At 34.4% G+C, this 16,393-nt stretch carries 14 protein-coding genes; 2 read left to right on the top strand and 12 right to left on the bottom strand.

What is annotated here, in order from left to right:
* Nucleotides 1–32 precede the first annotated feature (32 nt).
* Nucleotides 33–812: a histidinol-phosphatase gene (locus tag CIGNP85_RS02525; protein WP_086286792.1), complete on the top strand. Its 780-nt coding sequence runs from the start codon at nucleotides 33–35 to the stop codon at nucleotides 810–812.
* Nucleotides 813–900: 88 nt separating this feature from the next.
* On the top strand, nucleotides 901–2,328 hold the full coding sequence (glnA, locus tag CIGNP85_RS02520; protein WP_086227029.1) for a type I glutamate--ammonia ligase: 1,428 nt from the start codon (nucleotides 901–903) through the stop codon (nucleotides 2,326–2,328).
* Nucleotides 2,329–2,476: 148 nt separating this feature from the next.
* Here glnA and CIGNP85_RS02510 read toward each other — a convergent pair whose 3' ends face one another.
* From CIGNP85_RS02510 to metK, 12 genes are all read right to left on the bottom strand, one after another.
* The gene (locus CIGNP85_RS02510; RefSeq protein ID WP_086227028.1) at nucleotides 2,477–2,755 is read right to left on the bottom strand and encodes a hypothetical protein; all 279 of its coding nucleotides are present in this window, start codon (nucleotides 2,753–2,755) and stop codon (nucleotides 2,477–2,479) included.
* Between the two features lie 344 nt (nucleotides 2,756–3,099).
* Nucleotides 3,100–4,050 (bottom strand): methylenetetrahydrofolate reductase, encoded by a 951-nt coding sequence (locus tag CIGNP85_RS02505; protein WP_141031739.1) that lies wholly within the window; start codon nucleotides 4,048–4,050, stop codon nucleotides 3,100–3,102.
* Between the two features lie 52 nt (nucleotides 4,051–4,102).
* Complete coding sequence (metE, locus tag CIGNP85_RS02500; protein WP_086286790.1) at nucleotides 4,103–6,364, bottom strand: 5-methyltetrahydropteroyltriglutamate--homocysteine S-methyltransferase; 2,262 nt, start codon at nucleotides 6,362–6,364, stop codon at nucleotides 4,103–4,105.
* A 418-nt stretch (nucleotides 6,365–6,782) separates the two neighbouring features.
* A complete protein-coding gene (locus CIGNP85_RS02490) occupies nucleotides 6,783–8,873 on the bottom strand; it encodes an RNA degradosome polyphosphate kinase (protein WP_086224526.1) in 2,091 nt (696 codons plus the stop codon).
* Between the two features lie 15 nt (nucleotides 8,874–8,888).
* The gene (lpxD, locus tag CIGNP85_RS02485; protein ID WP_086224527.1) at nucleotides 8,889–9,836 is read right to left on the bottom strand and encodes a UDP-3-O-(3-hydroxymyristoyl)glucosamine N-acyltransferase; all 948 of its coding nucleotides are present in this window, start codon (nucleotides 9,834–9,836) and stop codon (nucleotides 8,889–8,891) included.
* Nucleotides 9,836–10,300 (bottom strand): acetolactate synthase small subunit, encoded by a 465-nt coding sequence (ilvN, locus tag CIGNP85_RS02480; protein ID WP_086224528.1) that lies wholly within the window; start codon nucleotides 10,298–10,300, stop codon nucleotides 9,836–9,838. The genes lpxD and ilvN overlap by 1 nt, the downstream gene beginning before the upstream one ends.
* Nucleotides 10,301–10,302: 2 nt before the next feature.
* On the bottom strand, nucleotides 10,303–11,979 hold the full coding sequence (locus CIGNP85_RS02475; RefSeq protein ID WP_086286787.1) for an acetolactate synthase large subunit: 1,677 nt from the start codon (nucleotides 11,977–11,979) through the stop codon (nucleotides 10,303–10,305).
* A 111-nt stretch (nucleotides 11,980–12,090) separates the two neighbouring features.
* Nucleotides 12,091–12,705 (bottom strand): HAD family hydrolase, encoded by a 615-nt coding sequence (locus CIGNP85_RS02470; protein ID WP_086224530.1) that lies wholly within the window; start codon nucleotides 12,703–12,705, stop codon nucleotides 12,091–12,093.
* Nucleotides 12,698–13,015 carry a hypothetical protein gene (locus CIGNP85_RS02465; protein ID WP_086228009.1) on the bottom strand — a complete coding sequence of 106 codons (318 nt, stop codon included), beginning with the start codon at nucleotides 13,013–13,015 and terminating at the stop codon, nucleotides 12,698–12,700. The genes CIGNP85_RS02470 and CIGNP85_RS02465 overlap by 8 nt, the downstream gene beginning before the upstream one ends.
* Nucleotides 13,012–13,398: a rhodanese-like domain-containing protein gene (locus tag CIGNP85_RS02460; RefSeq protein WP_086227020.1), complete on the bottom strand. Its 387-nt coding sequence runs from the start codon at nucleotides 13,396–13,398 to the stop codon at nucleotides 13,012–13,014. Before CIGNP85_RS02460 ends, CIGNP85_RS02465 begins: the two co-directional genes overlap by 4 nt.
* Before the next feature lie 10 nt (nucleotides 13,399–13,408).
* Nucleotides 13,409–15,142: a protein-disulfide reductase DsbD gene (gene dsbD / locus CIGNP85_RS02455; protein WP_236845555.1), complete on the bottom strand. Its 1,734-nt coding sequence runs from the start codon at nucleotides 15,140–15,142 to the stop codon at nucleotides 13,409–13,411.
* 43 nt (nucleotides 15,143–15,185) lie between these two features.
* The gene (metK, locus tag CIGNP85_RS02450; protein WP_086224534.1) at nucleotides 15,186–16,379 is read right to left on the bottom strand and encodes a methionine adenosyltransferase; all 1,194 of its coding nucleotides are present in this window, start codon (nucleotides 16,377–16,379) and stop codon (nucleotides 15,186–15,188) included.
* Between the last annotated feature and the right edge of the window lie 14 nt (nucleotides 16,380–16,393).

The following is a 16,393-nucleotide window of genomic DNA, read 5'->3' as shown; positions in this document are numbered from 1 at the left end:
CTATTAATTTTGTATTTTTTAAGGATTTTTTCATGATCGTAGATCTACACAATCATACTCCACTATGCAATCACGCAACAGGTACTCCAATAGATTATGCCAAAGCTGCTTTTAATCAAGGGTGTAAATATTATGGATTTAGCGACCATGCACCAATGAATTTTGATCAAAAATATAGAATGAGCTTTAAGGATATGGATGACTATAAAGAGACAATTGATATTTTAAAGACTGAATTTAAAGGCAAAATGGAGATATTATTTGGTTATGAGGTTGATTATTTACCTGGATTTATAGATGATAGAGTCTTAAATGCTAATGTAGATTATCTAATTGGTTCGGTACATTTTTTAAATGGTTGGGGATTTGATAATCCTGAGTTTATAGGCGAATATAAAAATAGAGATATTGATCAAATTTATATTGATTATTTTGACGCTATTAAAATGATGGCAAAATTTGGCAAATTTGATATTGTTGGTCATATTGATCTTATCAAGGTATTTAACTATAAGCCAAAAACAGATATAAGAATTATCGCTAAAGATGCTTTCAATGAGATCAAAAAAAGCGGTATGACAGTAGAACTAAATAGTGCTGGTCTTCGCAAACCAGTAGGCGAAATTTACCCCGGAGATGAGATATTAGAGATGATGGCTCAAATGGGGATTGATATCACTCTTTCAAGCGATGCGCACTCTGTAGAGCAAGTTGGTTTAAATATGGATAAAACTATACAAAAAGCTAAAAAATTTGGCTATAATGAGGTTGCGATATATCAAAATCGTGATAAAAAGATGATAAAAATTTAAAATAGTATGGATTTCAATATAAATTTAAAATTAAAATTGATATTTTATGCTATAATTTCAAAATTTTAATTTTTCAAGGAGTTTGCCTATGGGTAGATTTGTTAATAGCGTTGATGAATTTTTTGAATATTGTGATGAAAATGAAGTTAAATTTGTAGATTTTCGCTTTACTGATCTTAAAGGAACATGGCACCATGTATCATATAATATAAAAGCAATTAATAAAGATTCTTTTAATGGGATTCCATTTGATGGTAGCTCAATTGATGCGTGGCAGCCTATACATAAATCAGATATGATGCTTATACCTGATGTTGAGACTGCGTTTTTAGATCCATTTACTGCTGATACAACTATCATTGTAATATGCGATGTTTATGATATTTATAAAAATGATCTATATGAGAAGTGCCCTCGCTCAATTGCTAAAAAGGCTATGCAACACTTAAAAGAGAGCGGAATCGGTGATGTAGCGTATTTCGGGCCTGAAAATGAGTTTTTTGTCTTTGATAATGTCAGGATTATAGACAAACAAAACTGCGCAATGTATGAAGTAGATACCGAAGAAGGCGAATGGAATGATGCTAAAGACTATAAAGATGGTTATAATAGCGGCCACCGCCCAAGAGCGCAAGGTGGATACTATCCAGTTCAGCCGATTGACTCAATGGTGGATTTAAGGGCTGAAATGGTAAATGTATTGGAGCAAGTTGGTCTTGAAACCTTTGTTGTTCATCATGAAGTTGCTCAAGGCCAAGGCGAAATCGGCGTTAAATTTGGGACATTAGTAGAGGCTGCTGATAATGTGCAAATTTACAAATATATAGTCAAAATGGTAGCTCATTTAAATGGCAAAACGGCTACATTTATGCCAAAACCTCTATATGGCGACAATGGTAGTGGTATGCATGTCCATCAAAGTATATGGAAAGATGGCAAAAATCTATTCTATAAAGCTGGAACATACGCAAATTTAAGCGATATGGCTAGATGGTATATCGGTGGCGTATTAAGACATGCTAGAAGTGTAGCTGCATTTACTAATCCAAGCACAAATAGCTACAAAAGATTAATTCCTGGCTTTGAAGCACCAAGCATTCTTACATACTCTTGCCAAAATAGAAGTGCTAGTTGTAGGATTCCTTACGGCTCTGGTGAAAAGAGTGTAAGAGCTGAGTTTAGATTTCCTGATAGCACCGCTTGTCCATATCTAGCATTTGCAGCTATGTTAATGGCAGGACTTGATGGTATCAAAAACAAAATTGAGCCAGTAGGGCCAATGGATGAGGATCTATTTGAGCTAACTCTTGATGAAATTAGAGAGCGTGGAATTGAGCAGCTACCTCATACACTAAGAGGAAGTCTAGAAGCTGTAATCCGTGATAATAAATACTTAAGCGCTATAATGACAGATCACTTTATAGAGACTTATCAACACTATAAATTTGAGACTCAAGTATGGCCATATGAGCAACGCCCTACTCCGTTTGAGTTTAAAACTGTATATTCTTGCTAACATACCACCCTTGGGCAAAGCTCAAGGGTGATTTTATACTATAACTTTAAAATCTGACTACTTTTAAGAAAATTAATTGGAATAGATAATAAATTTCTAAATTGTTTTTTAGTCAAGGTTAATTCTTTTTTACTTTTAAAATTTGATTTTACATTTTTAAACTGAATAAGTATTCTAAAAACAGATTTTGAATACTTGCTTTTAATACCACAAAATTCATGTAGATTAAAATATAAGTATCTACTAAAGCTAAAAATTCTTTAGCTGTTTTATTTACTTCTAATGACGATATTTGTTTATTTCTATAAGCTTTTATCGAAGTAAAAAACATATTAAAGTCCGAAGCAGTAAAACTCTCTGGAAATACTAAAGTCATGTTTATATCATTTGCATATGATAAATCACCTTTTTCAACTTCTATTTTCATTATAAATTCCTTAATAAATTTTTTAATAATATATCTTATTATTAAGAGAATTAAAAAAATTAAAAGCCGTTTAATCAACATTTAAATATTTTTTTAAAGTTTGCAAAATTTATAAAAAAAGAATGTAAAAAATGTAAAACAAAAGCTATTATTTTGATTTTGCTAAAAATACTCTCAAACATCGCTAAAATTAAAGTTTAAGCTATTTTTATTAGATTAAATACTTCTTTACATAATAGCTTATAATATGAGACAACATCAAAACTAAATATTAATATTAGATTATATAAAATCATCCAATAAATTTAAATGATTTTATATAATATCTATCTTAAAAAAATTATTTATTCATCAAATTTAGAAGCGCTTTGAATTTTGCTTTTGGTATTTTCTAATGAGTCATTTTCTACAATTGAGATAATCCCTTTTAAAAGTTTGATGGACGCTTCTATCTCTACTTTTCTAGTGGATATGCTCTCTACATTTGCCCCTACGCTAACGCCCTTTGTCTGGCCATATTTGTATAAAAACTCAAACATATCAAGGCTTAATTTCACAGAGTTTTCTAATGGATCATTACTATCAAAGATTCTACGCTTAGATAATTCACTTATAGATATTCCTAGCCACTGCATAAATTCTAATGTCTTTTCATTGCCACAAGGCGTGAAAGTGAAGATTATCGGAGTATTTTTGATCCCCAATGCCGCAAAATCATCTAAAAATCTCTTCGCAGTTTCGATATCATAAACCGCTTGAGTGATGAAAAACTCACATCCTTTAAGGCGTTTGGATGCTACACGCAGATCTTCATTATGTTTTTTCATATGTCTTTCAGGGATACATATACCGCCAAGAGTTAGGCTATTTGCTATCTCTTTTTTCATTTTATAGGCTTCATTTAGGCTTAGTTTTGGGGTATCGTTGGCTGAACTTGCGCCCACAAATACGCTTATAGCACTATTATAAGTAAGCAAAAAATCCTTAAATTCATCTCTATCATAATTCCCAACTGCTTTATATATCACAGCTTCATATCGATTTTGTAAATAATCTTTGGCATAAATTTCAGGATTTATAGTGCGGACAAATTCAAATGTCCTATTATTAGAGTTGCGATTGCTCTCATCTTGTAGATCATATATTACCAAGCCATCGATCTTTATCCCTTCAAGCCTTTGAAGTTGCTTAAGAGCAATCTCTTTAGCTTCATCTGAGCTTAAACTAATCTTAGGTGGCGTAAGACCATATAGGATGATTCCGGATTTTCCTTGTTTTATCTTATCTTTTAGCATATAACTCCAAATTTATTTAATAGAGCCAACCGAAGTTAGCTCTGTAAATAAATTAACTCATACGAATGATTTTGACTGCTTTTACCATATTTTCTAGGCTTGGTTTTACCTCTTGCCATTTGCGTGTTTTTAATCCGCAATCTGGATTGATCCATAGCTGAGATTTAGGGAATACCTCTAAAAGAGCGTTGATTTGAGTTGCTATCTCTTCAACCGTAGGAATTCTAGGACTATGGATGTCATAGACACCTGGCCCTACTTCTTGTTTATAGCCTACAGATTTAAAGATTTTTAGAAGTTCATTACCACTTCTAGCTGTTTCGATACTGATTACATCGGCATCCATTGCTTCAATAGTTTTGATGATATCATTAAATTCAGAATAGCACATATGTGTGTGAATCTGCGTAGATGCTTTTGCTACGCTAACGCTTAATTTAAAGCAATCAACGGCGAATTTTTCATATGCTGCGATATTCTCTTTGCGAAGTGGATATCCCTCTTTAAATGCTGCTTCATCAACTTGAATGATCTTAATACCAGCTTTTTGTAAATCATCAATCTCATCATAGATACAAAGCGCAAGCTCTTTAGCTATCTCACTTCTTGACTTATCATCTCTAACAAAGCTCCAATTTAGGATAGTTACAGGGCCTGTTAGCATACCTTTCATAATCTTTGAAGTTTTGCTTTGAGCGTATGTGATCCAATCCACAGTCATAGGTGCTGGGCGACTCACATCACCAAAAAGAAGTGGTGGCTTAACACATCTACTACCATAGCTTTGAACCCAACCATTAGCACTGAATGCGTAGCCTTTTAGCTGTTCGCCAAAATACTCAACCATATCATTTCTCTCAGGCTCACCATGGACTAATACATCCAATCCGCACTCTTCTTGGAATTTGATACAATCATCAATATATTTTTTAATCTCGCTCTCATATGACTCTTTTGTGATTAGAGATTTTTTATATGCGTTGCGAACTTGTCTAAGCTCTGGAGTTTGTGGGAAGCTACCTATTGTAGTAGTAGGAAGTTCAGGTAGATTAAAGGCGGCTTTTTGGATTTTAATACGCTCTTCATAGGCTGTATCTCTATCAAATTTATTTAGCGATTTTACTCTATTTTGGACATTTATATCATTGATTAATTCTGAAGTTTTTCTTGAAGCAACTGCTGAGCGATTAGCCTCAATCAATGAGTTACCAATCTCACAAAAATCACCACCATTTACCAATTTTTTAAGAAGTCTAAGCTCGGTAAGCTTCTCAACACCAAAGGCTAGCCACTCTTTTATAGCTAAATTCTCTTCATACTTTAAAGTATATGGAACATGTAAAAGCGAACACGAAGTGCCGATATATAGGCGATCATCTGGGATAAATTCTTTTATGTTATTTGCGATTTGAGCCTTAGCATCAAGGTTGCTAACCCATACATTTCTACCATCTATCAAACCGGCAAAAAGCACCTTATCACTCTTAGATAGCATTTTAAGAGCTTTATCTTGTGAAGAGGCATGGACAAAATCCAAACCAATAGCCCAAATTTTGCTTTTAACTACCTCTTCAACCGCTTCATTAGCATGCTCAAAATAGGTCATAAATATGATTTTAACATTCTTTGCAGCAACGGCTAAAGCGTCATAAATTGGGACTATTTTGCTAGCTAACTCACTAGCTTTATCAGTTACAAATATCGGCTCATCAATTTGGATTATAACTTCATTATCAAGTTTTGAAAGTTCAGCAATTAGCTTTACATACTCACTACTTAAAGCATCTAAATGATTAAGCGCATTGCTACCATCTGTTGTTTTACTAAGGGCTAAGAATGTTATAGGGCCAATTAAATTTATTTTTGCATTTTTTACACCAGCTTCTTTTGCCTCTTTATATTCAGCAACAATCTTGCTGCTATCTAGATTAAATTTAACATCACGACTAAGTTCAGGAACTATATAATGATAGTTTGTGTTAAACCATTTTGTCATCTCCATAGCTACGCTATTTGCATTTCCTCTAGCCATTGAGAAGTATAAATCATAGCCGCTAAGTCCAGCAAAGCGCGGAGGAATCGCACCAAAAGTTACAATATTATCAAGCATTAAATCATAATATGAAAAATCATTTACGCTAATCAAATCTACTTTTGCGTCTATTTGATAATTCCAATGGCGTTTTTTTAACTCAGTAGCTACTTTTTCTACTTCACCAAAGCTAGTTTTACCAGCCCAAAAACTCTCAAGAGCAAATTTAAGCTCTCTTTGCTCGCCAATTCTTGGAAATCCTGTTACGAAACTTTTTGACATTTTATTATCCTTTTATATATTTTTAAATTTATTTGATCTGGCTGTATGAATGGCACATTTCAAACAAAACAAGTGGCGGTTGAAGTCCGTGAAATCTATAAAATTGACTAAAATCACTACAATAGAAATTTTTTAGCTTTAATAGAGTTATACGTGTTTTTCGCTTAAATATACAATTGCAATGCACTGGAAAAGTAACCACAAAAGCCAAATAGGATATAGCATTAACAAATGAAAGCTGTAATCTAGCTAAAAATGTAAATTTATCACTATTTAAAGCTTTAGAAATAGCACGGTAAGCAAGCATACATGGGACAGCTCATAGCCTTTATATCCTTAAAAAATTTAAAATTTGGCGGGAATTTTAGCAAAAATCTTATAAATACTAGCTGAAATAGCCCTGATAAAGCAAGGGCTATTAACTCTCTTTAAAGAGTTTTGAGGCTAGAATTTGAACTTTGTCTTGGTCGCTGGATTTTTTCATTGTTTTGAAAATTTTATTTAGATAACCTTCAAAAAACTCTTGATTATTTACTACTTTTTCACCTTCAGATTTTATTATGCTGTGATACTCCCCATCACTACCTAGCTCAAATGCCAACTCATTATCTTGAACTTGCAAGCGTAGTATTTCACCCAATTTACCTTGAGATACCGGATCAGTAATTGGAGTCATCAACTCTAATCTACGCTCAAGATTTCTTGGCATCCAATCAGCGCTACTGATATAGAATTTAGGATTAGCGTGTTTAAAATAAAATATTCTAGCGTGTTCAAGGTATTTACCGATTATCGATCTAACCTTAATATTTTGACTCATTCCAGGCACACCTGGGCGAAGGCAGCATATACCTCTGATTATTAAATTTATCTGTACACCAGCGTTGCTAGCTTCATATAGCGCCTTTATTACATCGCTATCTACTAGCGCATTCATCTTAGCAATAATTCTGCCCTCACTACCCATTTTAGCTTCGTTTTTAATCATTGCAATCACACGCTCTTTAATCTGCATTGGTGACATTGACAATCCATTTAAGCGGCGATTTTTACTAAAGCCTGATAAAATATGAAAAAATGTTGTGGTATCTTTTGCCACATCGGCTCTAGAGGTAAAGTAACTTACATCGGTATAAATCTTAGCACTACTACCATTATAATTACCGGTACCTAAATGAATGTAGAAATTTAGCTTATCCCCTACTTGACGAATAACTTGACTAACCTTTGCATGCACCTTAAACCCTGTAATACCATATATTACATGTGCACCAGCATTTTCTAGTGCTTTTGCCCAATGAAGGTTATTTTCCTCATCAAATCTCGCTTTTAATTCAACCATTACAGTAACTTGCTTGCCTTCATTAGCAGCATCTATTAATGCTTGAATTATAGCTGAGTTTTTCTCCACTCTATATAAGGTCATTCTAATTGATATAACCTTTGGATCTTTAGCTGCCTCTCTAATAAACTGCGTAACAGGATCAAAACTCTCATATGGATGAAATAATAACACATCTTCTTTATCGATAGCATCAAACATAGAAATATTTTGCCCAAATGGCGGTAAAGTCTTTGGTGTGTATGGCGGAAGTAGTAAATGAGAAAATTCCTTATCCCCAATAATTTGCCAAAGCGCTCCAAGCGTTAGTGGAATATTATATTCATAAATATCTTTATAAAAGATTTTCATATGTAAATTTAGAAAATCTAAAATCTCAGGATCGCATCCAGAATCTATTTGAAGTCTAACAAATGCCCCTTTTCTACGAAGCTTAAGCCCCTGCTCTAAAATCATCATAAAATCATCGGCTTCTTCTTCTTCAATTACCATATCAGCATTTCTAGTAACCCTAAACGCACAGCTACTAAGCAATCTATAACCCGGAAATATCTCTTCAGCGTGCCTATGAACTATACTCTCAATTGGCACATAAATTCCATCACCAGCATAATAAAATCTAGGTAAAACTCTACTAATTCTGATCATACCAAACTTAATAATCTCAGGGTGAGCATCATCACAAAGTTTAACTGCCAAAGCAAAGCTAAGGTTATTAAGATGTGGAAATGGATGTGTAGGATCAACAGCAATTGGCACAATAACAGGTAAAATATTTGAGAAAAAATATTCATCTGCTCTAGATTTTACCTCGTCACTTAACTTTTCATAATTTTGGATAAATAATCCATGTCCTGCAAGCTTGCTAACTGTATCTTTATAGTAATTTTCTAGTACCTCTTGTTCATCTTTTAGGTATTTTCTAATCTCTCTTAACTGATCTAGTGGAGTCATCTCATCGCTACCGCTTACTACGATACCAGCAGCAAATAACTGTTTAAGTCCTGCGATTCTGATCATATAAAATTCATCCAAATTCGTACAGTAAATCGCTATAAATTTAAGTTTTTCAAGTAGTGGAAGATCCTTGCTACATTGTGCTAAAACTCTAGAATTAAATCTAAGCCAAGATAATTCACGATTTATAAATTGATCCTTATTTTCCATATTTTACCTTTTTTGCTATTTTTTGCTACCAAATTCACGCAAGAATCTAGCCTGTGTTTTAAACCACTCTTTAAGCTCCATAAGTGGATATCCGCCATACTCTTTATAGCCTTCAATACTCTTTGATACAGCGCCACGCCCAGCAATCTTAGCAAAATCACCTATGCTTAGATGCCCTGCGGTTCCGCTTTGACCGCCCATTATTACATTGCGACCAAGCTTTGTGCTACCTGCTAAACCAACTTGAGAGACCAAGATACTGCCATAGCCAATTTCACAATTGTGGCCTATTTGGACTAGATTATCAATTTTTGAGTATTTACGCACAATTGTCGGCTCAAAAACTCCCCTATCTATCGTGGTACAAGCGCCAATTTCTACGCAATCTTCTAAGATTACCCATCCATTGTGATATATCTTAATGTGTTCGCCAGTTTTGGTATGTGCGTAGCCAAAACCATCACTACCGATAACTGAATTTGCGTTAATTATGCACTCATTACCTATTACACTATCAGCGTATATTGTAACATTTGGGTGGATTATACAATCATTGCCGATTGTTACATTATCACCTATATATACTCCGGGCATTACTAGGCTATTTTTGCCGATAGTTACGCCACTTCCTATATAGGCATTTGGCATTATAGTTACGCTCTCATCTATATTTGATGGTTTAAATTCTCTAATCAATGGCTTTGAGAAGTGCTTTGATAAGATAGCAAAGGCAAGATGGGGATTTTCTACCACAACCGCCCTACTCTTTACCATATCAACCATATCTTTACTCACTAGCACGGCACCAGCCTTACAATCAGCTAGATATTTTGTATTTTTAGGTGAATCGCAATAGCTCATTTGAGCCCTTTGAGCTAACGCTAAGGAGCTAAGAGAGACAATCTCGATATCATCACCGCTAAATTCTAATCCCAAAATAGAGTAAATTTGACTTAATTTCATCATACTTCCATCATTACTGAGCCGCTTCGGACTATTTGTATTGGGTTATATTTTTTCATAACTTTAATAAAACAATCAATTCTAGCAGAGTTATCACAGCCCATTACTATTATGTATTGTTCATTTGCGTTAGCTACTATAGCGTTATATGATTTTAATATCGCATCAAGTCCGCTAAAATCCTCATTTAGCGAAATTTTGATAAGTGCCATCTCTTTTTCTACATATTCGCCACTATCATCTATAACTTTATAAGTTGGTATGAGTTTGTGAAGTTGCTTAACAATCTGCTCAAATACCCTAGCATCGCCACTTGTGGTGATCGTAACTCTAGAAAATTCACTCTCTGGCACAGGAGCTACAGTCAAAGAGTCTATATTGTACCCACGCCCTGAAAATAGCCCAACTATACGGCTTAAAACCCCGTGTTCATTTAATACAATTGCAGAAATAACCCTTCTCATTCTCACTCCAATATCATATTATAAATAGCCGCACCGGCTGGCACCATAGGCAATACATTTTCAAATCTATCTATCTTAACCTCAATCACACTCACGCACTCACACTCTAAAGCGGCATTTAAAGCAGATTCAAATTCGCTCTTTGTAGTAGCTACAAATCCCTTACCACCAAAGCCTTCGCAAATTTTGACAAAATCAGGCTGAATGCTAAGATCGGTATTAGAGTATCTCTCATCGTAAAAAAATGTTTGCCACTGACGCACCATACCTAAGAAATTATTATTTAAGATGATATTTATCACTCGTTTTTTATTCGCTACTAAGGTCATTAGCTCTTGGATATTCATCAAAAATCCACCATCGCCGCTAACAGCAATAACAGGCGCATCACTAGCCCAAGCAGCCCCCATCGCAGCTGGAAGTCCATATCCCATAGTACCTAAACCACCACTTGTAAGTAGCTGTCTAGGGCGATTAAATGGAAAAAATTGCGCAACCCACATCTGGTGTTGGCCGACATCTGTGGTGATTATGCTCTCTTTTGGCAAAATTTCTCCCATTTTTTCTATTACCCATTGAGGCTTTAAGACTTCATCGCTATCTTTATAATTAAGCGGGTGAAGCTTTTTGTAAATTTCGATCTGATCTCTCCAAGCGCTAAATTCATCGCCATTTAAATTTATCTTCTCATTTAATTCTATCATTACATTTTTCAAATCGCCAACAATAGGATAATCTACTTTGACAATTTTACCAATGCTACTTGGGTCTATATCTATATGTATGATTTTGGCATTTTTGGCAAATTCGCTTAGTTTGCCTGTAACTCTATCATCAAATCTAGCCCCAAGACAGATGATCAGATCAGCCTCGCTTAATGCCATATTGGCAGCGTAGCTACCATGCATACCAACCATAGCTAAATTTAAAGGATTAACAGAGGTTAAAACTCCAAGCGCCATTAGTGTCTCTACTGCTGGAATTTGGGTCTTTTGGATAAATTCTCTAATCTCATCACTAGCTCCGCTACTTACAGCGCCACCGCCTATATAGGCTATTGGTTTTTTAGATGCCATAATGACTTCACAGGCCTTTTTAATCTGATTTGGATGGCCTTTTGTGGTTGGCTTATATGTTTTCATCTTTATCTCGCTAGGATACTCAAAATCGCCAATAGCAGCCGTTACATCCTTAGGTATATCTACATGGACTGGGCCTGGGCGGCCACTTCTTGCTATATAGAAAGCTTGTTTTAAGATAAGTGGCAACTCTTCGATGCTTTTGACTAAAAAATTATGCTTCACACAAGGCCTTGATATGCCTACGGCGTCAATCTCTTGAAATGCGTCTGTGCCGATTAATGGTAGGCCAACTTGACCGCTAATTAAAACTAATGGGATTGAATCAGCATACGCCGTAGCTAGACCGGTTATAGCGTTTGTAAATCCTGGGCCGCTAGTTACAAATGCCACGCCGACTTCGCCACTAACTCTTGCGTAACCATCGGCTGCATGTAGGGCTGCTTGTTCGTGGCGAGTTAAAATATGGGTGAAATACTCTTGTTTATATGTCTCATCATAGATATTTAATGCTGCGCCACCAGGATAACCAAAAACAACGCTAACACCCTCGTGTTTTAGCGCTTCGCTTATCATTTGCGAGCCATTTAGCTTTTTCATATTTTTACCTTTAATTAAAATTCTTTGATTATAGCATTAAATTTTAATCATAAAGTTTAAAAATATGAATTTTAGTTAAATAAAATTTCTAAATGTATCGAATTTACACAGTTAGCCTATGTTTTTTATAACTTCGTTAGCGTTTTTGCAATTTATCTCACCTAAAATTTGGATATCTCTACCCCAAGTTACATTTATATATTTTATATTTGCGTTTTTAGCCGCCATAGAATCCTTATAGCTATCACCAATAAAAATGGCTCGTTTACCAAGGCTATCCATAATCAAATTTAACATATTAGGGGCTGGCTTGCATGGAACTTTATTACTAGCACCTATAATCATCTTAAATTTATCTAGAATTTTAGCATTTTTTAAGATTATCTCTAGACTAGAATTAGGCGCATTAGATGCTACTGCCATAGCATAATTTTTATCCTCGCAATACTCCATAACTGCCATAGCCTCATCATATACTTTAGCATGTAAAAAGTAATTTTTTTGATACTCATCTTCAAAGATTTTCATCATATTATTACTGATTTTATCAACACCATAAAACTCTATCATATAGTTTTTTGCCGGATTGTTGATAACTTCGATAATATAACTATAACTAAGCGGAGTTAAATTTAACCCTAAGCGCATATAATTAATAGTCTCACAAATAGCTTGCGTGCTATTAATTAGCGTTCCATCCATATCAAAAATTATAACTTTACTCATAAACATGACCTTTATGCTTATCTTTTTTATAGCTTTTTGAATTTTTGAGCTTCTCAAGTGAATTGGCAGCCTTTAAAAGCATCGCCTTATCATCTATGGCAATGACTAAATTTACAAATTCACAAAGTGATTTTGCATATGGTTGATCAAGATAAACTGGCTCTATTTTAACTAAAATTTCTGCATTTTTTTCTACTAGCGTGCGAAATTTAATACTATCATAGTCATCACGCTTTAGATTTCTTATAACTAATTTAGCAAATTTTTCAAGCCCACGTAGGTATTTAACTCGCTTTACTTTATCATTCATGGTTTTACTATATCTAACCCTTTTTGCGATGCTAGTATCATACCACCAGAGAGATTTATCACATCTTTATAGCCATTTTGAACTAGCAATTCAGAGGCTCTTAGACTACGTACTCCACTTCGACAAATTATAGCAATTTTCTTATTTGGATCGATTTTCTCCTTGATATTTTCTAGAAATTTCTCATTAAATTCACCATTGTTATCAGTTAAATTTACTAAAATAGCACCCTTTAAAACGCCCTGCTTCCACTCATTTGAAGTTCTAATATCGATAATCTGTATACTATTATCACTCATTACACTCTTATCAATATCTACAGAAATATATTTAGCCATCGCCATCGAAGTTGCCAAAAACATCACTATTAACACCTTTATCATTTAATTTGCCTTAAATTTGATTTAGCCTTTGTAGTAACTCATTAGGACTAATTAATCCAGTAATTTGAGATTTTAGCTCACCATTATTATATATTAATAAAACTGGGGGTCCATAAATTTGATACTCTCTCATTAGCTCCTCATTTTCTGGGCTTGATTGGCTTAAATCAATCTTTATTAGTATAAACTCATTAAGCTTCTTAGCCACATCGCTTTGGGTCAAAACATCACTTTCAAGCTCTTTACAATTAACACACCAACTCGCCCAAAAATCTATCAAAATTGGCTTTTGACTAGATTTTATAATCTCTTTTAGCTCTTTTAAATTGGTTACATATTTAAAATTAATATTACTTTTATCTTGCGTAATTAGCAAACTTGATTTTAAATTTGATCCAAATTTACTCACACTAAAATCAATAACTATCACCATACTAATAGCAAAGATTATAAGCATTACGCCTTTTATTACACGTTGAATTATACTGCTAGCATCTTCAAACGCACCAAAAATTACAGCTAAAATAACACCTAAAACGCCCTGCCCTAGCAACGAAATTTCATCGCCAATTACGGGTGAAATAATCCAAAGTGCCATCGCAAGCATAATAAAGCCAAATATAATCTTAATTTTTACCATCCACTCACCTGGCTTTGGCAAAACTCTACCTCCACCAAGCCCAATAGCTAAAAGTGGAAGCCCCATACCTAAACTCATTACAAATAAAGATAATCCACCAATAACAATATCCCCGCTATTTGTGATATAAAGTAACGCTCCAGCTAGCGGTGCTGCCACGCATGGTCCTACTATTAAAGCTGATGCTACGCCCATAAAAATAACGCCACCCATTCCGCTAAATTTAGAACTTTTAGTATTTAGGTAAGCTTGTAATGATTTTGGTATTTCTATCTCAAAAAGTCCAAACATTGAAAGTGCTAATATAATAAAAACAATACTAAAACCAATCAGTACTACTGGAGTTTGAAGCATTCCTTGGACACTAGCACCCAAAGAGCTTGCTAATACTCCAGCTATAGCATATGTAACACTCATAGCTAATACATATATAAGGCTGATTATAAAGCCGCTTTTGGCACTTTTAGCCCCTTTAGCGACAATCAAGCCTGAGAGAATTGGAATCATTGGAAAAATACATGGGGTAAGAGATAGCAAAACGCCGTATATAAAAAATGTTGATATTGCCCAAAAGATGGAGTTGTTTGCTAAATTTATAGCTATTTGTGACTGCTCATTTTGAGTTTTTTGATTAGACAAATTTTGGCCTGATGCTATATCTTTAGATAAGCTAACTAATTCTTCATCATTTCTAGTAGCTAAATTTGTTTTGTTTGTAGAGTCTACTAGATATCTACTAGATATAACGCTACCACTTGAGTCAAATTCAACTCCAAAGCCATCCTTTAATGGCTGATAACAAAAGCCACTATCGCTGCAACCTTGGTAATAGATATCAAGATTAAAGCTATTTTTACCCAATACAATTCCTGCTGGGATAAAAATCTCTAAATTCCTATAAATATCATAGCCCTCATATTTTACCGCCTTAGGAATATTCAAAAGTCTTGTGATATCGTTATTATCTAGCATTATCTTGATTTTATCTTGATATAAATATACACCATCTGCAATATCAAATTTAGCTATTATACCACTTTGATTATCTCCGCTAATATTAAGCTTAAAAGCATCTTTGGGATCTAGTACACTACCAAAACACAAAATCCCAAAGAATAAAAAAATATATAAGAGCTTTTTCATAGATTTAAATTTGCTGGAATAACTCTATAGCATCTAACTGCTCCCATGGATAACTAGGATCGCCAACCTGCCCTTTAGCTGCTACATCAGCGTATAAAAATGTATCTTTGCTAGGTTTATCTAGGCCAAATTTATCTGTTATCCATTTTGGAGTTAGGGCAAATTTATCATGTACAAACTCAGATAATTTATCATCATCACTATTTATATTTGTACCCATACAATCCACGCTTACGCTAACAGGTTTTGCCACACCTATAGCGTAACTTAGCTGGACTATACACTTTTTAGCAAGACCTGCTGCGACTATATTTTTAGCTATCCATCTAGCAGCATATAGACCGCTTCTATCTACTTTTGTATAATCCTTACTACTTTGTGCGCCACCACCTATTGGCGAGTATCCACCAAAGCTATCTACTATTAATTTTCTACCTGTTAGACCGCTATCATGAAGTGAGCTATGATTTACATATCTACCTGTTGGATTTATATAGATTATGGTTTTATCTTTATCATAAAGCTCTTTTGGTAGTCCGGCGTCGTCTATTAAGCTTTGGATTAAGGCTCTTACCTCTTCTATTTTTAAGCTTTCAACGCTTGGGGCTGAGACTACTATTGTGTGGATTTTTTCTGGTTTGCAATTTTCAAAATTTGATTTTGTGCCATAGTCTATTGTAACTTGAGTCTTTATATCTACGCCTAATTTATCAGGATTTTTAAGAGCGTATTCATAGACTTTATCACAAAGCACTCTTGCGTAAGTTATCGCTGCTGGCATTAAATTTTCAGTCTCACTTGAAGCAAATCCAAACATTATACCTTGATCACCAGCACCGATTTCACCGCTTTGTTGATCAACTCCTTGATTGATATCTGGACTTTGCTGGTTTAAAAATACATCTACTTCAATATCATCTGGATGGAGACATTGAGCTTTGCTAAAGTGTGGATTACCATTATAACCGATTTTTGCTAAAGCTGATTTTACTATAGATCTATACTCTTGGTGGCTTAAATTTACACTTGAGTTGACTTCGCCGCCAATTACAATATGCTTTCCAGCGACAAAAACCTCACTAGCTACTCTTGCTTTTGAATCTTGTGAAAGTATCGCATCAACAATGCTATCAGCTATGATATCAGCGCACTTATCTGGATGTCCTGGGCTTACAACTTCACTTGTAAATAGATACATATTTTTCCTTATTA

The organism is Campylobacter sp. P0085, assembly GCF_002139495.1.
In the GTDB taxonomy this organism is placed as follows: Bacteria; Campylobacterota; Campylobacteria; order Campylobacterales; family Campylobacteraceae; genus Campylobacter; species Campylobacter devanensis.
This window is presented reverse-complemented; position numbering and strand designations above follow the sequence as displayed.